This is a genomic window from Streptomyces sp. NPDC005898 (genome assembly GCF_040629635.1).
Lineage (GTDB): Bacteria > Actinomycetota > Actinomycetes > Streptomycetales > Streptomycetaceae > Streptomyces.
Window position 1 is genome coordinate 93,830 of record NZ_JBEXWC010000019.1, and the last position, 18,585, is coordinate 112,414.

General features: G+C 72.8%; 14 protein-coding genes. 6 read left to right on the plus strand and 8 right to left on the minus strand.

The annotated features are described in order from the left end of the window. Nucleotides 1-46: 46 nt before the first annotated feature. Nucleotides 47-502, minus strand: coding sequence for a carboxymuconolactone decarboxylase family protein (locus ABZ385_RS23980; protein ID WP_358913101.1), 456 nt, complete (start codon nucleotides 500-502; stop codon nucleotides 47-49). A gap of 75 nt (nucleotides 503-577) precedes the next feature. Between ABZ385_RS23980 and ABZ385_RS23985 the strand changes: the two genes are divergently transcribed. The 3 genes from ABZ385_RS23985 (at nucleotide 578) to ABZ385_RS23995 (ending at nucleotide 2,864) form a co-directional block, all read left to right on the plus strand. Continuing rightward, a complete protein-coding gene (locus tag ABZ385_RS23985) occupies nucleotides 578-1,159 on the plus strand; it encodes a MarR family transcriptional regulator (protein WP_358913075.1) in 582 nt (193 codons plus the stop codon). A gap of 81 nt (nucleotides 1,160-1,240) precedes the next feature. Further along, a complete protein-coding gene (locus ABZ385_RS23990; protein ID WP_358585816.1) occupies nucleotides 1,241-1,825 on the plus strand; it encodes a Uma2 family endonuclease in 585 nt (194 codons plus the stop codon). A gap of 49 nt (nucleotides 1,826-1,874) precedes the next feature. Then, entirely contained in the window at nucleotides 1,875-2,864 is a 990-nt protein-coding gene (locus ABZ385_RS23995; RefSeq protein WP_358913077.1) for an aldo/keto reductase, read from the plus strand. A gap of 202 nt (nucleotides 2,865-3,066) precedes the next feature. Here ABZ385_RS23995 and thpR read toward each other — a convergent pair whose 3' ends face one another. From thpR to ABZ385_RS24015, 4 genes are all read right to left on the minus strand, one after another. Next, complete coding sequence (gene thpR / locus ABZ385_RS24000; RefSeq protein ID WP_358585813.1) at nucleotides 3,067-3,657, minus strand: RNA 2',3'-cyclic phosphodiesterase; 591 nt, start codon at nucleotides 3,655-3,657, stop codon at nucleotides 3,067-3,069. Between the two features lie 60 nt (nucleotides 3,658-3,717). Beyond that, complete coding sequence (locus ABZ385_RS24005; RefSeq protein WP_358585811.1) at nucleotides 3,718-5,064, minus strand: MFS transporter; 1,347 nt, start codon at nucleotides 5,062-5,064, stop codon at nucleotides 3,718-3,720. Nucleotides 5,065-5,194: 130 nt separating this feature from the next. Further along, on the minus strand, nucleotides 5,195-5,632 hold the full coding sequence (locus ABZ385_RS24010) for a MarR family transcriptional regulator (protein ID WP_055532087.1): 438 nt from the start codon (nucleotides 5,630-5,632) through the stop codon (nucleotides 5,195-5,197). A 185-nt stretch (nucleotides 5,633-5,817) separates the two neighbouring features. Continuing rightward, the gene (locus ABZ385_RS24015; protein ID WP_358585810.1) at nucleotides 5,818-7,266 is read right to left on the minus strand and encodes an NCS2 family permease; all 1,449 of its coding nucleotides are present in this window, start codon (nucleotides 7,264-7,266) and stop codon (nucleotides 5,818-5,820) included. Between the two features lie 157 nt (nucleotides 7,267-7,423). Here ABZ385_RS24015 and ABZ385_RS24020 point away from each other — a divergent pair, with 157 nt between their 5' ends. Continuing rightward, entirely contained in the window at nucleotides 7,424-7,690 is a 267-nt protein-coding gene (locus ABZ385_RS24020) for a DUF2530 domain-containing protein (RefSeq protein ID WP_358585808.1), read from the plus strand. Between the two features lie 119 nt (nucleotides 7,691-7,809). Further along, a complete protein-coding gene (locus ABZ385_RS24025; RefSeq protein ID WP_358913078.1) occupies nucleotides 7,810-10,212 on the plus strand; it encodes an HAD-IC family P-type ATPase in 2,403 nt (800 codons plus the stop codon). 17 nt (nucleotides 10,213-10,229) lie between these two features. Here ABZ385_RS24025 and ABZ385_RS24030 read toward each other — a convergent pair whose 3' ends face one another. The 3 genes from ABZ385_RS24030 to ABZ385_RS24040 all read right to left on the minus strand — a co-directional run bounded on the left by ABZ385_RS24030 (nucleotide 10,230) and on the right by ABZ385_RS24040 (nucleotide 16,265). Further along, nucleotides 10,230-11,069: a calcium-binding protein gene (locus ABZ385_RS24030; protein WP_358585804.1), complete on the minus strand. Its 840-nt coding sequence runs from the start codon at nucleotides 11,067-11,069 to the stop codon at nucleotides 10,230-10,232. Nucleotides 11,070-11,298: 229 nt separating this feature from the next. Continuing rightward, nucleotides 11,299-14,427: a molecular chaperone Hsp90 gene (locus tag ABZ385_RS24035; RefSeq protein WP_358913080.1), complete on the minus strand. Its 3,129-nt coding sequence runs from the start codon at nucleotides 14,425-14,427 to the stop codon at nucleotides 11,299-11,301. An 887-nt stretch (nucleotides 14,428-15,314) separates the two neighbouring features. After that, nucleotides 15,315-16,265 carry a DUF3027 domain-containing protein gene (locus ABZ385_RS24040; RefSeq protein ID WP_358588950.1) on the minus strand — a complete coding sequence of 317 codons (951 nt, stop codon included), beginning with the start codon at nucleotides 16,263-16,265 and terminating at the stop codon, nucleotides 15,315-15,317. Nucleotides 16,266-17,075: 810 nt separating this feature from the next. Here ABZ385_RS24040 and ABZ385_RS24045 point away from each other — a divergent pair. Continuing rightward, a complete protein-coding gene (locus tag ABZ385_RS24045; RefSeq protein ID WP_358588948.1) occupies nucleotides 17,076-18,485 on the plus strand; it encodes an MFS transporter in 1,410 nt (469 codons plus the stop codon). The last annotated feature ends 100 nt before the right edge of the window (nucleotides 18,486-18,585 follow it).

Here is an 18,585-nt window from a genome sequence, read left to right on the forward strand (position 1 = left end):
GTTGGTGGTACCGGCACCAAGACCCGGTCCGCCCGAACCGGCTCGGTCAGGACGCCCGCGTCAGTCGGTTCGCCAGCGTCGACATCGTGTACGTACCGATGCCGAGGACGACTTCGAGGGCGTTGCGCTCGGTGTGGCCGTGGGACAGGAACGCCTTCAGCTCGTCGTCGCCGACGCCGCCCACCGTGGCCAGCACCGCCAGCGTGAACTGCCGTACCGCTTCGAGCCGTTCGTCGGGCAGCTCACGCTCCTCGCGCAGGGCCGTGATCAGCTCCGTCCCCGCGCCCAGCTCGCGCAGCTTGCCGGTGTGCATGGTGACGCAGATGTGGCAGTCGTTACGGGTGGCGACCGTCATGATGACGACCTCGCGGGCGACGGGCTCCAGCGTCGTGCGCTCGAAGGCGGCGCTCGACTCCAGGAACTCGTTGAGGAGTTCGGGGGACTCGGCGAGCCGCGCGACGGCGTTCGGGAGCCGCCCGAAGGCCTGGGTCACCCGCTCCATGGCGGGGCGGGACTCGGCCGGTGCGGTCTCCACGGTGTGGTCGGTGAACAAGGTGTACCCCCTACTATCGACAACATGGTTGACGAACAAAAGGTAAACCGGGTTGACGATCTGCACAAGGGGATCCAGGGAAGCGGGGAGGACGGGCGCGCCGGAGCCGACGCGGCCGCCGGAGCCGACGCGGCCGACGGGGCCCACGGCAGGGGCTACGAACTTCCCTTCCTGCTCCTCGCCGGTTTCCGCTCCCTCATCGACCGCGTGCACGCCGAACTCGCCCACCAGGGCCACCCCGACATGCGCCCCGCCCACGGCTTCGCCCTCCAGGCCATCGGCGCCCGGGGCGCCACCGCCAGCGAGATCGGCCGCCGCCTCGGCGTCTCCAAGCAGGCGGCGGGCAAGACGGTCGACCGCCTCGTCGCCCTCGGCTACGCGGCCCGCGCCGACGACCCCGCCGACGCCCGCCGCAAGCTGGTCCGCGTCACCCCGCACGGCATCGACGCGCTGCGCCGCTCGGCGGTCGTCTTCGACGAGCTGCGGGCGGAGTGGGCGGCGTCCCTCGGCGTCGACCGCCTGCGCGACCTCGAATCCGGTCTGCGCGCGGTCGTGCCCCCGGAGGCGTTCCGCCTCGACGCGGCGGGGTGGCTGGGCGGCTCGTGACCGGACGTGACCTTGCCTCCGTGCGTATCGTTGTACTGCGCGGCCGCCTTCGACCGAGGGTGGCCGGGGAGGAGCGCCACGATGACTCTTGTGGACGACAGGATCAAGATGGCCGACAACAACACCGCGCGCCTGGACGAGATGTTCGAGGCGCTCGAGCGGGGGCCCTTCCTCGAGGGATACAAGATCGACATCATCGAGGGGGCCGTCCACATGACTCCGCAGCGGGCCAACCACTGGGACATCATCGCGGGCATCTACGATCAGCTGAGGACCAAGTACCCCCGTCGGCGCACGCTGTCCGACGTCCGCATCGACTACCCCGGTGAGCTGAACGCCTTCTGCAGTGACGTGGCCCTGGTCGCCGAGGGTGCCGAACGCACGAAGCGGGGCGGGTTCCTCTGCGGCGACGTCGAGTTCGTCGCCGAAGTGATCTCCCGGGGCACGGGTCCGAACGACTACGGACCCAAGAAGGCCGGGTACGCCACCGCCGGAGTCGCCGTCTATCTCGTCGTCGACCCCTACCAGGGCAAGTGCCACGCCTACACCCGGCCCAAGGACGGCGACTACCACGTCACAACGACCGTCGACTTCGGCCAGGAGATCGACCTCACCCACACCTTCCTCGGCCTCGCTTTCGACACCTCCGACTTCTCCCGAGAGTGATCCCGAACCCCTTGCCTGGAGCCCACTCCAGCCACTTGGCTAGGGCCTCATGAAGTACACGCAGCTGGGACGCACAGGGCTCAAGGTCAGCCGGCTCACGCTCGGCACCATGAACTTCGGGCCGTTCACCAATGAACCCGACAGCCACTCGCTCATGGACACCGCGCTCGACGCGGGCGTCAACTACTTCGACACGGCCAACGTGTACGGCCAGGGCGCCGGCAAGGGCCGCACCGAGGAGATCATCGGAACCTGGTTCGCCCAGGGCGGCGAGCGCCGCGACAAGGTCGTCCTCGCCACCAAGGTGTACGGGAACATGACGGCGCAGGGCGAGAGCGTCTGGCCGAACCACGACCGGCTCTCCGCGCTCAACATCCGGCGCGCCGTCGAAGCGTCGCTCAAGCGCCTGCAGACCGACTACATCGACATCTACCAGTTCCACCACATCGACCGGCAGACGCCGTTCGAGGAGATCTGGCAGGCCGTCGACGTCCTGGTCCAGCAGGGGAAGATCCTCTACGCCGGGTCCTCCAACTTCCCCGGCTACAAGATCGCCCAGGCCAACGAGGCCGCCGCGCGGCGCGGCAGTCTCGGTCTCGTCAGCGAGCAGTGCCTGTACAACCTCGCGGTGCGCGACGCCGAGACGGAGGTCCTGCCGGCGTCGCTGGACTACGGCGTCGGCGTCATCCCCTGGTCACCGCTGCACGGCGGGCTGCTCGGCGGCGCGCTGAAGAAGCAGGAGGGCGCCCGCCGCAGCGGCGGACGGGCCGCGGCGGAGCTGGCCAAGCCGGAGGTCCGCGCGCGCGTCCAGGCGTACGAGGACCTGGTCGACAAGCACGGCCTGGAACCCGGCGAGGTCGCCCTGGCCTGGCTGCTCACCCGGCCCGGCGTCACCGCGCCGATCGTCGGCCCGCGCACCGCCGAACAGCTCGCCTCCGCGCTGCGCGCCGTCGAACTGGAGCTGTCGCGGGAGCTGCTCGACTCCCTGGACGAGATCTTCCCCGGCCCCGGCCCGGCACCGGAGTCCTTCGCCTGGTAGCCGACGGGCACCAGGGGTACGCGGGGCGGCCCGCTGTCTGTCCCGGCGGGGTCCGGGCGCGGCCGAGCCGGGCCGGGCAGGCCCGGCGGGGTCGAGTAGGTCCTAGCCGCCGAGCGCGGCCGCCACCGCGACCACGACGAACATCATCACGAGCACACCGGCCATGATCCGGTTTCTTGTCTTCGGGTCCACAGCGTCGAGGTTAACCGGCCGGGTCCGCCGGCCGGGCGGCGCCTCCCAGCGGCCAGCGCCCGACCGCCTCGTACCGGGGCCGCTCCCCCGGCACACCGCTCCGGGGCAGTTCACTGCGTACGAGGGTCAGCTCGTCCACCGTCCACGGCGCGCCCGCGAAGGACGCGAGCGCGTCGGCGTACGGCCGAAGGTCCGTGCCCCCGCCCCCGCGCGCCAGCGTCAGGTGCGGGCGGTAGGGCCGGGCCTCCTCCCGCGTAAGGCCCGCCTTGCGCGCCGCCGCCTCCGCCCGCCCGGCCAGCAGCCGCAGCGCGGCCGTCTCCCCCGTGACGCCCGCCCACAGGACGCGGTCCCCGAAGTGGCCGCCGCCGCGCAGGGCAAGGGTGAACGGCGGGGTGCGGTGCGCGGCCCGTGCCAGGCGGGCGGTGAGATCGGGCACGGTCTCCGCCGGCACCTCGGCCAGGAAGGCCAGCGTGAAGTGCCAGTTCGCCGGGGGCGCCCAGCGCAGGGTGTCGGCGCCCGGCAGGCCCTGCGGCCCGGACGCCGCCGCCGCGAGTTCGGCGACGACGGCGTCCGGGGGCAGCACGGCCGCGAAGAGTCTCATGGGTCCGACGATAGGGCGTGCCGGGAGAGTCCCGAGGGGCGGAACCCGCGCGGGCGGGGCTCACGCCGCCGTCGCCAGCTCCCGCTCCCTCGGCACGAACCGCACGTGCTGCCGGCCGCGGCGCAGGTCCACCTTGAGCCGCAGGTTCGCCGCGCGCGCCAGCATCAGGCCGACGCCGACCGCGGCGAGCGCGCAGACCAGGCCGCCGGCGGCCATGCTGACCCGTACACCGTAGGCGTCGGCGAGCCAGCCGAAGAGCGGTCCGCCGAGCGGTGTGCCGCCGGTGAAGACCATCATGAACAGCGACATGACGCGGCCCCGCATCTCGGGGTCGGTGGACATCTGGACCGCCGAGTTGGCGGTGACGTTCACCGTCAGGCCGAGGATGCCGATGGGCACGATCAGCGCGACGAACATCCACAGCTCGGGCGCGAAGGCCGCCACGATCTGCAGCACGCCGAAGGCGAGTGCCGCCCCGGCGAGCAGCCGCAGCCGGGAGGTGCCGCGCCGGGCGGCGAGGAGCGCCCCGGCCAGGGAGCCGATGGCCATCAGGGTGTTGAAGAGCCCGTACATCCCGACGCCGCCGTGGAAGACGTCGTTAGCGAAGGCGCTCAGCCAGATCGGGAAGTTGAACCCGAACGTGCCGACGAAGCCGACGAGGACGATGGGCCAGATCAGCTCGGGGTGCCGGGAGACGTAGGTGAGGCCTTCCCGCAGCTGCCCCTTGCCGCGCGGCTTGCGCGGGGTGGGGTGCAGTTCGGCGGGGCGCATCAGGAGCAGGCCGGTGAGCGGCGCGAGGAAGGACAGGCCGTTGGCGAGGAACGCCCAGCCGGGTCCGACGGCCGCCGTCAGGGCGCTGGCCACGGCGGGGCCGACGAGGCGGGCGGACTGGAAGTTCGCGGAGTTCAGCGAGACGGCGTTGCGGACCTGGTCGGGTCCGACCATCTCGGGCACGAAGGACTGCCGCGTCGGGTTGTCGACGACGGTGACGAGGCCGGTGAAGAAGGCCGCGGCGTAGACGTGCCAGACCTGGACGTGTCCGGTGAGCGTGAGCGCGGCGAGGAAGAGGCCGCTGAGGCTCATCGCGCCCTGGGTGAGAAAGAGCAGGTTCCGCTTGGTGAACCGGTCGGCGATCACGCCGCCGTAGAGGCCGAGGAGCAGCATCGGCAGGAACTGCATGGCGGTGGTGATGCCGACGGCCGCGGAGGACCCGGTGAGGCTGAGCACCAGCCAGTCCTGGGTGATGCGGGCCATCCAGGTGCCGGTGTTGGAGACGACGGCCCCGGTCGCGAAGAGCCGGTAGTTGCGGATCCTCAGCGAGCTGAACATCGAGGACTTACGGGTGTGGCCAGGGGTGTCGTGGGTGGTTGGTGCGGGGGCGGAGGGTGCTCCGGATCCCGTACTCAAAGTGCGTTCGCCTCCTTTGGACGTACGAAGGGTCGATCGGTCGTACGCGGGTCGTGTTCCGCGGGGTGCGGGAGCCGTCTCCCCGCCAGGTGCGGGGCCGTCTCCCGCGGGCGCGAGGACCGGGCGGGGCCTAGAGGTGGGCGAGCTTCTCCAGGACGGGGGCGGCGGCGCGCAGGCGCGCCCACTCGTCCTCGTCGAGATGCTCGACCAGCCCGGCCAGCCAGGCGTTCCGCTTGCGGCGGCTCTCCTCGAGCATGGCCTCGGCGGTCTCGGTCTGGGTGACCACCTTCTGGCGGCGGTCCTCCGGGTGCGGCTCCAGCCGGACCAGGCCCTTGGCCTCGAGCAGGGCGACGATGCGGGTCATCGACGGCGGCTGCACGTGCTCCTTGCGGGCGAGCTCGCCCGGGGTGGCGTGGCCGCAGCGGGCGAGGGTGCCGAGCACCGACATCTCGGTGGGGCTCAGCGACTCGTCGACCCGCTGGTGCTTGAGTCGACGGGACAGGCGCATCACAGCGGAGCGCAAGGCGTTCACGGCGACGGCGTCGTCACCATGGGAGAGGTCCGGCATGGTCGTTAGCATAACTCATTACCCTGGCTAAGGACCACTTGCTTCCCGGACGTCTCCCGCGACGCCTCCCCCACGTCTCCCACGCGTCTGCCGGCGGCCGCCGAAAAACGGATGAGCGCCCGGGACCAGGTGGTCCGGACGCTCATCAGGCACGGCTGCGGGGAACCCCGACCGGGGCCGCGTGATCAGGTGAGTTGCAGCGCCGGCATCAGGTAGTAGAAGGCGAACACCGCCGACACCGCGTACATCGCGGCCGGCACCTCGCGCCCCCGGCCCGCGGCCAGCCGCAGCACGGTGAACGTGATGAAGCCCATGCCGATGCCGTTGGTGATCGAGTACGTGAACGGCATCATCAGCATCGTCACGAACGCGGGGATGGCGATGGTGGGGTCGGCCCAGTCGATCTGCCGGATGGAGCCGGACAGGATCAGGAAGCCCACCGCGAGCAGCGCGGGCGTGGCCGCCTGGGACGGCACCATCGTGGCGAGCGGCGTGAGGAACAGCGCGACGGCGAACAGTCCGCCGGTGACGACGTTCGCGAGGCCGGTGCGCGCGCCCTCGCCGACGCCTGCCGTGGACTCCACGAAGCAGGTGGTGGCCGAGGAGGACGAGGCGCCGCCCGCGGCGACCGCGATGCCGTCGACGAAGAGCACCTTGTTGATGCCGGGCATGTTGCCGCCCGCGTCGGTCAGCCCGGCCTCGTCGCCGATGCCCATGATCGTGCCCATCGCGTCGAAGAAGCACGAGAGCAGCACGGTGAAGACGAACAGGACGCCGGTCAGGACGCCGACCTTCTCGAAGCCGCCGAACAGGCTGATCTCGCCGACGAGCCCGAAGTCGGGCGTCGAGACGGGGTTGCCCGGCCACTTCGGGGTGGTCAGACCCCAGCTGGGCACGGTGGCGACGGCATTGATGACCATCGCGACGACCGTCATGACGACGATGCTGATGAGGATGGCGCCCGGCACCTTGCGCACCAGGAGCGCCAGCGTGAGCAGCACGCCGAGGGCGAAGACCAGGACGGGCCAGCCGTTGAGGTGGCCGTCGCCGCCGAGCTGGAGCGGGACGGTGGTGTGGGCGGCGTCCGGGATGCGCGAGACGAAGCCGGAGTCGACGAGGCCGATCAGCATGATGAACAGGCCGATGCCGATCGCGATGCCCTTGCGCAGCCCGAGCGGCACGGCGCTCATCACGCGCTCCCGCAGCCCGGTGGCGACCAGCAGCATCACGACGAAGCCCGCGAGGACCACCATGCCCATGGCGTCGGGCCACGACATGCGGGGGGCGAGCTGGAGGGCGACGACGGTGTTCACGCCGAGGCCCGCGGCGAGCGCGATCGGGACGTTGCCGATGACGCCCATCAGGAGCGTGGTGAAGGCGGCGGTGAGCACGGTCGCGGTGACCAGCTGCTTGTTGTCGAGCTGGTGCCCGTACATGTCCTTCGCGCTGCCGAGGATGATCGGGTTCAGCACGATGATGTAGGCCATCGCGAAGAAGGTGGCGAAGCCGCCACGGACTTCCCTGGCCAGGGTCGAACCGCGCTCAGTGATCTTGAAGTAGCCGTCGAGACCGCCCTGCGGGGGCTTCGCGGGCTCGTTGCCGGCGTCGACCGGGGCACTGGCCGAGGGGGACATGAAAAACCTCGTGACTTGTATGTTCGTACGAAAGCAACCGGCCATTCATAAGCCGTTTCAGTATGAATACATGAGGAGAAAATCGCTATCTCCGCGCGTAGACCCAGGTGCCGCAACGGGTGTAGGCGGTACTGGACCCGCCTCGTAAGCTGTGCCCATGGCCGCACCTTCTTCGGGATCCCCCCAGCACGAGGCGCCGGAGCCCCTGGAGGGCCCCGTGGTCGCCACCATCACCGGCGGCACGATCCTCTGGTTCGTCCTCTTCCTGGTCCAGCTGCCCTTCTACGGCTGGTTCGACGAGCGCGACACGACCTGGTGGGTGTGGACGTGCCTGGCCGGCGGCGGCCTCGGCCTCATCGGCATCTGGTACGTACGCCGCCGCGACGCCGCCCTCAAGAGGGCGAAGGTCACCGAGTCCCGGTAACAAGGTCCCGCCGCCCCCGGGCCGCGCGTACGACCACAGGACCGGACATGTCCTACCGAGGTCGGATCTTCGCCGCGCTCAAGGGGTGAACCCCCACCGCCCCCCTTACCGTCGAATGCATGACGCATATCGACGCGGGCGCCGAAGCCGAACCGGCCCACCCGGCGGCGCCCTCCGCGCCCCGGGCCACCGGCCTGACGGCCGCCGAGGTGGCCGAGCGGGTGGCCCGCGGCGAGGTCAACGACGTACCGGTGCGCAGCTCCCGGTCCCTGCCCGAGATCGTCCGGGCCAACGTCTTCACCCGCTTCAACGCGATCATCGGCGTGCTCTGGGTGATCATGCTCTTCGTGGCGCCGATCCAGGACAGCCTCTTCGGCTTCGTCATCGTCGCCAACACCGGCATCGGCATCCTCCAGGAGTGGCGCGCCAAGAAGACCCTGGACTCCCTCGCCGTCATCGGCGAGGCGAGACCGACCGTGCGGCGCGACGGCGGGGCCACCGAGATCTCCGCCTCAGAGATCGTCCTCGGTGACCTGGTGGAGCTGGGGCCCGGCGACAAGATCCCGGTGGACGGCGAGACCGTCGAGGCCGACAGCCTGGAGATCGACGAGTCCCTCCTCACCGGTGAGGCCGACCCGGTCGTCAAGAAGCCCGGCGACAAGATGATGTCCGGCTCGTTCGTGGTCGCGGGCGGCGGCGCGTTCACCGCCACCAAGGTCGGCCGGGAGGCGTACGCCGCGCAGCTCGCCGAAGAGGCCTCGCGCTTCACGCTCGTCCACTCCGAGCTGCGCTCGGGCATCTCCACGATCCTCAAGTACGTGACGTGGCTGATGGTGCCGACCTCCATCGGCCTGGTGATCTCCCAGCTCGTCGTCAAGGACGACGACTTCAAGGAGTCCATCGCCTACACCGTCGGCGGGATCGTCCCCATGATCCCGGAGGGGCTCGTGCTGCTGACCTCCGTCGCCTTCGCGATCGGCGTGATCCGGCTCGGCCGCAAGCAGTGCCTCGTCCAGGAACTGCCCGCCATCGAGGGCCTGGCCCGCGTCGACACCGTCTGCCTGGACAAGACCGGCACGCTCACCGAGGGCGGCATGGACGTCACCGAGCTGCGCCCCCTGAACGACAGCGACGAGGCGTACGTACGCAAGGTCCTCGGCGCGCTCGGCGAGTCCGACCCCCGGCCGAACGCCTCGCTCCAGGCGATCATCGACGCCTGCCCCGACAGCGAGGACTGGCGCTGCACCGAGTCGCTGCCGTTCTCCTCGGCCCGCAAGTACAGCGGCGCCTCCTTCAGCGAGGGGGACGGCACCACGTCGGCCTGGCTGCTCGGCGCGCCCGACGTGCTGCTGCCCGACGGCGACCCGGCCCTCGCCGAGATCGAGGAGCTCAACCGGCAGGGCCTGCGCGTGCTGCTCCTGGCCCGCGCGGCCGGCGACCTCGACGCCCCCGACGTGGCCGCCTCGGCGCACGCCACCGCCCTGGTCGTCCTGGAGCAGCGGCTGCGCCCCGACGCCGCCGACACCCTGCGCTACTTCGCGGAGCAGGACGTCGCGGCCAAGGTCATCTCGGGCGACAACGCCGTCTCGGTGGGCGCCGTCGCGGGCAAGCTCGGGCTGCCCGGCGCCGAGAACGCCGTGGACGCGCGCCGGCTGCCGGGCGAACCGGAGGAGATGGGGCGGGCGCTCGACGACAACTCCGTCTTCGGCCGCGTCACCCCGCAGCAGAAGCGCGACATGGTCGGCGCCCTCCAGTCACGCGGGCACACGGTCGCGATGACGGGCGACGGCGTGAACGACGTGCTGGCCCTGAAGGACGCCGACATCGGCGTCTCGATGGGGTCGGGATCGGAGGCGACGCGGGCGGTCGCCCAGATCGTGCTGCTCGACAACAGCTTCGCGACGCTGCCCTCGGTGGTCGCGGAGGGCCGCCGCGTCATCGGCAACATCACGCGCGTGGCCACGCTGTTCCTGGTCAAGACCGTCTACTCGGTGATCATCGCGCTGCTCGTGGTCTGCTCGCAGGTCGAGTACCTCTTCCTGCCCCGGCACCTGACGCTGCTCTCCACCCTGACGATCGGCGTGCCCGCGTTCTTCCTCGCCCTCGCCCCCAACAAGGAGCGCGCCAGGCCGCACTTCGTGCGCAGGGTCATGCGGTACGCGATTCCCGGCGGCGTCATCGCGGGCGTCGCCACCTTCGTGACGTATCTGCTGGCCCGGCACCACTACGCGGGGGCGGGCGCGCGGGAGGCCGAGACCAGCGCGGCGACCCTGGCGCTGTTCCTGATCGCCATGTGGGTCCTCGCCATCATCGCCCGCCCCTACACGTGGTGGCGGGTCGCCCTGATCGGCGCGATGGGTCTCGGCTTCCTGCTCGTGCTGACCGTGCCCTGGCTCCAGGACTTCTTCCAGCTGAGGCTGGTGGGCACGGTGATGCCGTGGGCGGCGGTCGCGATCGCGGCGGTGGCCTCACTGGCCGTCGAGGCCGCCTACCGCGTACTGGACCGCCGCTTTCCGGCGTAGTCCCCTACCCGCGGGATCTACTGGACGTCGACGTAGTCGCTGGTGGCCGTCACCGACGGGGTGGTGGACGTGCCGGCGAAGGAGTAGCGGAAGTAGCCGTCGGCGGAGGCCGTGACGGTCGTCTTCAGCGCGCCCCGGGAGCCCGACTTCACCGTCTTGACGGTGGTGTAGGCGCTGGCGCCCTTCTTCTTGAACTGGAGCTTCACCGACTGGCCGGTGTAGCCCGCGTACGCCTTGGTGTCCCAGTTGGCGCGGGTCAGGGCGCCGGCGACCGTGAGCGTCTTGCCCTTCTTGACGGGCTCCGGGGAGGCGTTGGTGGTGAGCTTGGCGGCGCGCTTCACCGAGACGCTCGCGTACGAGTCGCGGATGATGTAGTCGCCGTCCTTGCCCTGGGCGCCCGCCAGGACCTTCCACTTGCCGGCGAGGATGTTGCCGTAGATGTTCTTCTTGGGGTCGGCGACGACCTTGATGGTGCAGGTGCCCGTGGTGGCGTTGACGGCCTTGCAGTCGGCCTCCTCGTCCTCGCCCGGGACCATGGAGCCGTCAAGGTTCTCCTCGGAGAACTCCGAGCCGTGCCACAGGAGCGCGGCGCCGTCGTTGATGCCCTTGGGGTCCGTGGCGGTGACGCTGATGACGACCGTCTTCTTGACGGAGGTGCCGACCACGATGTCCTTGCCGCCGTTGACGGTGACCTTCGTGATCTTGGTGTCGCCCACGGTCTCGTCGCCCGGGCCGCGCTCGGCGACGGAGGCGAGGTTCGGGACCTTCGGGGCGTCGGCGGCCTGGGCGGCCGGAACAGCCAGTGCGGACAGGGCCAGGGTGCCGGACAGTGCGGCCACGGTGGCGCGGATGCGCATGTGTTTCCCCAAGTGGAGAAGGGGACCTCGCGGTGCAGGTGCCGTCACGCGAGATCCGGGTGATCTAGGAGTCTGTTGACTCGCAAGATCAGACCCCCACCAGGGCCGAACGGTTGTACGACGCGGGCGAATTGGTTCGCTGTCGCCCTGGAATACGAGCCCCCCGCCACGGAATGCCGGGTTCCGCCCCCTTTGGCGGGATGGAACCCGGCGACCGCGACCCCGGAGGTCAGTCGAACCAGCGGTCGCGGGCCAGCTCGGCCGTCCGGGAGGGGTCCTCGAGCAGCGCCGCCACCTCGAAGCGGCGCGGCCACTGCCCCGCCGCCCAGGCGAGAGCGGCCGCGACGCCCTCCAGGGTGGCCGCGTGCACCGTGCCGTCCGGGGTGCGCCGCCAGTCCAGCTCCACACCGCCCGCCACCAGCTCGTCGTGCTCCACGTACGTACGCGGGGTCGCCGCCCCCAGCAGGGTCCGCACCGGCTCCGGCACCGCGCGCTCGACGCCCTGCCCCGCGGGCTCCACGGCCGCCGTCTCGCTCAGCCTGCGCACCTGGAACAGTTCCGCCAGGTCGGCGGCCCGGCGCGGCTCCACGGGCAGCAGCGCCACCCCGCCGGCCAGCGGCAGCAGATCGGGGGCGTCGGCGATCACCGCGTCCGCCGCGTCGACCACCACGACCTCGCCGTCCACCACCGCGCGCAGCTCGTCGGGGAGCGTCACCCGCTCCGGGTCGAGATCGGCCAGCGCGCCGTACAGGGCGTGCAGCTGGGCGGCGGACACGGGCCGCTCCGGGTCCGCGAGCCGGTCCAGCAGCTCGGCCGCGCCGCCCGGCTCCGCGAGCAGCGCGGCCACCGACGTCCGTACGCCGAGGGCCCGCAGCACCTCCTCGTCGCCGAACCCGGACGCGTCCGCCGCGTCGTACAGACCCACCAGGAGCGGATCGCCGCCCGCCGCGCGCAGCCCGGCGGGCCGGCGGCCGTCGAGGACGGGGTGCCCGCGCAGCCACCAGGCGGTGTACGAGCGGACGGTCCGCGTCGTGCCGTCCGGCAGCAGCACCCGCAGCGGCTGCGTCAGCGCGTCCCGCAGCGGGGGGCGCGAGAGCATCGCCAGCGCCTGCGGCCAGTGCTCGTCGTCGACCAGGTCCAGGTCCCGTACGGCGACGATCTCCGTGGCGACCGGCGGCACCGGGGTGTCCGGCAGCCCGTCGAGGAGGTCCTCGCACCACACGTCCACGGCGTCCAGCAGACCGACGTCATCGGGCTCGGCGAAGTCGCCGTCACGCGGCTCCAGTTCGTCGGGGTCGAGCACGACATCGGTGGCGCGTACGAGCGCGAAGGTGGCCAGCACCCCGCAGGCGGCCAGCGGCTGCTCGCCCCAGCGGTCGGCCAGCTCCTGGTCCACCAGCGCCAGTTCGTCGTCCCGCATGACCTCGGCGAAGGCGCTGCCGGGCAGGACCAGCTCACCGGCGGGCGCCGGCTCGCCGTCCTCGTCGGGCAGGGCGAGCGCGCCGAGCCACGGCATCTCGCCCGGCGCGAGATCGGCGTCCCGCACCAGCGTGAGGACGATGTCCGCCAACTCCTCGGCGTCCGGCGCGTCCTCGTCCCACGTGTCGTCGTCCAGGGAGGCGGCGACCGCGGCGCGCACCTGGGGCGTGGTCAGGACCGCGCGGGGCGTCGCGGGCAGCGCGCCGAGCTTTTCGAGCAGCGGATGCACGGCGTCCGGGTGGGCGACCTTCAGGCCGAGCCGGGCCAGCGAGGCGGGGTCGCGTTCGTCGCCGGGGGCGGGCAGCAGCACCTGGCGGGGCCCGATCGTCGTACGCCCGTCGGCCAGCGGCACCGGGAGCCCCGAGAGCCGGTCGGGGTCGACCCCGGCGAGGGCGTCGTACAGCCGCCGCCACCAGCCGGGTTCCCGCTCCAGACCGGCGAGGCGGTCGACCGCCTCGGTCAGCGGGACGCGGGCCACGCCGAGGGTGCGCAGCTCCGCGCGGCGTTCCAGGCCCGCGGGCAGCAGGCTGGGCAGCACCTCGGCGAGGACGCGCACGGTGTCCGCGCCGGCGCCCTCCACGACCTCCGCGTCGCGGGGCCGCAGGGCCTCGGGCAGCTCGTCCTCGTCCTCCCCGCGCCGGGGCAGGGCGGGCGGCAGGAACGCGGCGCGCGGCAGCCGCTCCAGGACGGCCTGGCGCAGGGCGCCGTCCAGCTCGCTCTGCCCGAGCGGGCCGGGGACCAGGCCGATGATCTCCTCGGCCACCGGGCGCCAGGCGGTGAGGAGTTCGACGTACGCGTCCGCCGCGCGCTGCACGAGGAAGTCGGTCAGCGGCCCCGGGGCGGCGTGCCGCCGGGCCGTGTCCAGCGGGAACGAGGCGATGAGCAGCGCGGGCAGGCCGAGCGGTTCGTCGCTGGGGGTGGGGGCGTGCAGGACGGGGGTGGTGCGGGGCCGCGCCGGGGCGCCGGCGTGGTCCGCGGGGACGGCCCAGGTGACCGACCAGTAAGGGCGCAGCCGCTCCTCGACGGGCCGGTCCTTCAGGAGGGCGGGGTCGAGGGGGGCCTGCCGGTCGGCGATGCGCCAGCGGGTCGTGCCGTCGCGGCTGTCCTCCACGACGGTGTACGGGGCCTCGGCGCGGCGGCGCAGGGTGCGGGTGGCGCCGTCCGGGGTCTGGACGGTGACCTCCGCGAGCCCCGGCAGGGCGAGGAGCAGGGCGTCGTCGATGCCGTCGAGGAGCCGGGCGACGAGATCCTCGGCGGCGGCGTCGCGCAGGGGCAGGATGACGACCGTGTCGTATCCCTCGGGGGCGGTGCCCTCGGCGGCGAGGGGGAGCCGCAGGAGCGGTACGTGGCCGTCGCGGCGCCGGATCTCGTCCCCGAGGCCCGGGCTGAACCGGGCGGTCTCCGCGGCGAGCTCGCGGGCCTCGGAGAGCGACCAGCGGACGCCGCCGGTGCGACCGACGACGGCGGGCTCGTCACTGACGGCGAGCACGGCGGCGAAGCCGACGCCGAACCGGCCGACGCTGTGGCCCTGCTGGGCCGCGCTGTCCTCGCGCTTGGCGGAGGCGCGGAGGGTGGCCAGGGACTCCACGCCGGCGGCGTCGAGGGGCGCGCCGCGGTTGGCGGCGGCGAGGACGCCGTCGCGCAGCGTCAGGGCGAGGCGTCCGGGGACGCCGGCGCGGGCGGCGGCGTCGGAGGCGTTCTGGGCCAGCTCGACGACCAGGCGGTCGCGGTAGCCGCCGAGGGCGAGGTCTTCCTCGGCGTTGGCGTCCTCGCGGAAGCGGGCGGGGGCTGCCGCCCAGGCGTCGAGGACTCCGCGGCGGAGGCGGGCGGTACCGAAGGGATCCGTACCTTCGGCCGCCGGCCGCACGGGCTTGCTCACGGGGGCTTTCTCCTCTGCGGGGCGCTGCGCTGGGCTTGGCGGGGTTTGCTGGGCTGGGCTCGACTGGGGGTTCGCCTCTCCACCACTGTCGGGTGGGTTCGGCTCGGGGGCGAACGGTATCGCGTCCTGGTGGGGGGTGGTGGGGGGTGGTTGGTGGGGGGGCTGTTGGCGGGGCGGCCCTCGGTGCGGGGGCCAGTGCTTCGCCGCTGCGCGGCGGGATCTCCCACCCACCCACCCGATTACCCCGCACCGAGCCGCACCGTTCGGGCCCGCTCCTACAGCGGGGGGATCGAGCGACCCCGCGCCCGGCACCGTCCTTCGCCGCTGCGCGGCAGGGCAGACTCCCGCTCTCCACAACGGCCACCCCGTTCCGCCGCTGCGCGGCGGGGTCTCCCACCCACCCACCCGATTGCCCCGCACCAACCCGCACCGTTCTGGGCCGCTCTTGCAACGGGGACGGGTCGGACCCGCGCCCTCCCTCCCGGTCGCCGCTCTGCGGCGGGACCGGCCGGGGCTGGGCCGCCCGTGCGAGTCAGTGTTTCGCCGCTGCGCGGCGGGCCTTCCGGTCCCGCTGGTAATTACCTCCAGGGGGCGACCGTTCTACCCAGCCCGTCAGGCGGCAAGAAAGGGCGGGTGGGTGGGGAGAACGCCGCGAAGCGGCGACGCGGGCACGGGTCGAGCCGGGGTGATCAGGGGCCGGGCTCCCGCCCCTGCACCCCGAGGGCAAGAAGAGGCGGCGGGGTCTTCGCCCGTGCGACCCAGGGAGCCGGGGAGCGTGGCTCAGGGGGCTTTCGTCTGCGCGGCCCCAAGGGCCAGGGGTGCGGCAAGAGGGTGGAGCGGGCGGAGGCCCGGGCGGCAGGTCCGTACGCCGACCACCGCCCCCGGAACTAGCTGTGACCCAGGTCCTCGTCCGGCCCCGCCCCAGGCCCCTCGACCGATACCGACCCCGAATCCGCCGAAGGCCGAAGCGGCAGCACATCCACCCGCGTCTCGTCCAGAACCGGCGGCGCCGGCCGCGGTGGCTTCGGCATGACGGCGGCCTCGGAGTGACCCCCGCAGCCGTACGAGAGGGAGACGACATGCCCGTCCGCGGGCCCGAACTCATTGGCGCACACACCGAACGCCTGCCCGAGCGAGCCACCGATCGCCACCAGGAACCCGCAGCTGACACACGCCGCCGGCGCCGCCTGCGCCATCGCGGTCTTCGCGCCGTGCGTCTCCTCCCAGCGGTCCGCGGCGACATGCAGCCCGTACCGCGACAGGACCCGCGCCCTGCGCATGCCCAGCTCGTCGGCGATCGACGCGATCGAGCCCCGGGCGGGCGCCATCGGCAGCTCGGCGGGCGAGCCCACCGTGACCTCGGCGTCCTCGGCCTCGACGAGCGCCGCCATCTCCTGCGACACGATCGAGTTCGGCGGCGGCTCCTCCTCACCGGTGAAACCCGGCTCCAGGCGGAGATCCTCGGCGTCGGTCGGCAGCAGATCACCGGGGCCCATGTCACCCGGGCGCAGCCGCTCGCTCCACGGCACCCACTCGGGGGCCAGCAGCGCGTCCGGACCCGGCAGCAGGACCGTCTCGTCGAGCGTGACGATCTTCGCCCGCGAGGCCCGGGCGACCGTCACCGCCCAACGCCAGCCGCGGTAGCCGAAGTCCTTGCACTCGAAGAGGTGCGTGACGACGCGGTCGCCCTCGACGACGACCTCGACATGCTCACCGACCACCCCGGGCGCGGCGGCCTCCTCTGCCGCGGCGCGCGCCAAGCCGACCGCCTCGGCGCACAGGCGGTCGGGGGTACGCGGGGTGCGCGGGGTACGGCTTCGCGTTGTCGCTGCGCTCACAGGTATCGCTTCTCTCCTACGCCGTCTCACGAGTGCGCCACCTTTACGCGGGGGGCGGACGGAGCGGACCAGGGGGCCGCGTCAACGTCCGCGCCCGACGTTCTCGGGCGCACCTACGTCACCCATTCTGCGGGATGACCGAGAGGCGCGCGGCCAAGAACAACCGCCGCAGGCGCGCTACGCACGCTACCTTCTCCTGGCCCCTGGGCCTACACCGACGTACGCACGAGCGTCCCTCGCCCTCGTCGGCGCCCCCGTTCCGCACTGGTCTGCGGCCCTTGGACGGTTGGCCGAAACCTGCGCCCCGACGCGCCGAGGCGGTGCCCCTCGTGCCTCGTCCACCCGGCGAAATCCCACCCCCACGCCATGCGCCCGGAAGCCGCACTTCCCCTGGGCCGCACGGGCGAAGACCCCGCCGCCTCTTCTTGCCCTCGGGGTGCAGGGACGGAAGCCCGGCCCCTGATCACCCCGGCTCGACCCGTGACCGCGTCGCCGCTTCGCGGCGTTCTCCCCACCCACCCGCCCTTTCTCACCCGGGGCAATCGGGTGGGTGGGTGGGACAACCGCCGCGAAGCGGCGAAAGACAGCGCCGGGGACCGGGAGCACGAGACCGATCCGTCCCCGTTGCAAGACGGCCTCAAACGGCGCGGCCCAACGCGGGGCAATCGGGCGGGTGGGTGGGAGACCCCGCGGCGAAAGACGGGGCCCGGGACCGACGGCACGAGACCGACCCGCCCCGCTGCGAGGGCGCCCCCAAGGCTCACAGCCAGTTTCCCGCTAGTAACCCCCTCAACAGGGCACTATGACCAAATGGCCCCCACCAGGTCGACGTCCGTAGGAACCGCCGCGCCGGGCCCCGCGCGGCGGACCGTTCGCGCGCTGGGCCGCGCCCTGCACTTCCCCTTCACCGGTACCGCCCGCGGCATCCGCAAGGCCACCCACGCCCACGGAGCGGGCGAGTCGGGTCTCGGCAAGCTGATCGAGCTGCACGCGGTGAACGGCGCGGGCGACGTGATGATCACTGTCGCCCTGGCCTCCACCGTGTTCTTCTCCGTGCCGACGGACGAGGCCCGCGGCCGCGTCGCGCTCTATCTCGCCATCACGATGGCCCCCTTCACCCTCCTCGCCCCCGTCATCGGCCCCCTCCTCGACCGCCTCCCGCACGGCCGCCGCGCCGCGATGGCCGGCTCGATGCTGGCCCGCGCCCTTCTCGCCCTGGTGCTCTCCGGCGCCGTCGCCACCGGCAGCGTCGAGCTGTATCCCGCCGCGCTCGGCGTCCTGGTGGCGTCCAAGGCGTACGGAGTGGTGCGAAGCGCCGTCGTGCCACGCCTGCTGCCACCCGGGTTCTCCCTGGTCAAGGCCAATTCCCGGGTCACCCTCGGCGGTCTCCTCGCGACCGCGGTGGCCGCGCCCGCGGGCGCGGGGCTCCAGGCGCTCGGCCCGCGCTGGCCCCTGTACGGCGCCTTCGTCATCTTCGTGTCGGGGATGTTCCTGTCGTTCTCGCTGCCCCGCAAGGTCGACTCGGCGAAGGGCGAGAGCAAGGCGCTGCTCGCCGCCGACGAGGAGCACCTGCGTCTGCACGCCCGCGCCGAGGCCGCCCACGACACCACCCGCAAGGGCCTGCTCGGGCTGCGGACCGTCGGCCCGGCCGTCACGCACGCCCTGGCCGCCAACGCCGCGCTGCGCATGCTCTCCGGGTTCCTCATCTTCTTCCTGGCGTTCCTGCTGCGCGAGCATCCGCTGGGCGGGCAGAGCGCGGCGGTCTCGCTCGGGATAGTGGGCGTCGCGGCGGGCACCGGCAACGCGCTCGGCACGGCCGTGGGCGCCTGGCTGAAGTCCCGCGCCCCCGAAATGATCATCGTGACCGTCGTCGCCGTGGTCCTGGGCGTGGCGATCACCTCCGCGGTGTTCTTCGGCGCGGTGGGCGTCGCCTGCCTCGGCGCCTGCGCGGGCTTCGCGCAGGCCCTCTCCAAGCTGTCCCTGGACGCGCTGATCCAGCGGGACGTCCCGGAACAGGTCCGCACCTCCGCCTTCGCCCGCTCCGAGACGCTGCTCCAGGTCGCCTGGGTGATCGGCGGCGGCGTCGGCATCGCCCTGCCGCTGAACGGCTCGCTCGGCCTGTCGGTGGCCGCCGGGATCCTCGCCCTCGGCTGGCTCTCGACCGTCCGGGGCCTTCTCGCCGCCGCCCGCCACAGCGGCCCGCGCCCCCGCGTGGAGTGACCCCCGGCCCCCGCCCGCGGCGGCCGGGGCCCCGCCCGAACGGCCCCCGCGACCCAGCGGGGCAACGCGCCCGCGACCCCCGCGTAACAGCACCCCGAGG

Coding starts and splice junctions, on each gene's coding strand:
- ABZ385_RS23980 (WP_358913101.1), bottom strand. CDS start 502: ATGGAGCGGGTGACCCAGGCCTTCGGGCGGCTCCCGAACGCCGTCGCG.
- ABZ385_RS23985 (WP_358913075.1), top strand. CDS start 578: ATGGTTGACGAACAAAAGGTAAACCGGGTTGACGATCTGCACAAGGGG.
- thpR (WP_358585813.1), bottom strand. CDS start 3,657: ATGAGACTCTTCGCGGCCGTGCTGCCCCCGGACGCCGTCGTCGCCGAA.
- ABZ385_RS24010 (WP_055532087.1), bottom strand. CDS start 5,632: ATGCCGGACCTCTCCCATGGTGACGACGCCGTCGCCGTGAACGCCTTG.
- ABZ385_RS23990 (WP_358585816.1), top strand. CDS start 1,241: ATGACTCTTGTGGACGACAGGATCAAGATGGCCGACAACAACACCGCG.
- ABZ385_RS23995 (WP_358913077.1), top strand. CDS start 1,875: ATGAAGTACACGCAGCTGGGACGCACAGGGCTCAAGGTCAGCCGGCTC.
- ABZ385_RS24030 (WP_358585804.1), bottom strand. CDS start 11,069: ATGCGCATCCGCGCCACCGTGGCCGCACTGTCCGGCACCCTGGCCCTG.
- ABZ385_RS24020 (WP_358585808.1), top strand. CDS start 7,424: ATGGCCGCACCTTCTTCGGGATCCCCCCAGCACGAGGCGCCGGAGCCC.
- ABZ385_RS24045 (WP_358588948.1), top strand. CDS start 17,076: ATGGCCCCCACCAGGTCGACGTCCGTAGGAACCGCCGCGCCGGGCCCC.
- ABZ385_RS24025 (WP_358913078.1), top strand. CDS start 7,810: ATGACGCATATCGACGCGGGCGCCGAAGCCGAACCGGCCCACCCGGCG.
- ABZ385_RS24015 (WP_358585810.1), bottom strand. CDS start 7,266: ATGTCCCCCTCGGCCAGTGCCCCGGTCGACGCCGGCAACGAGCCCGCG.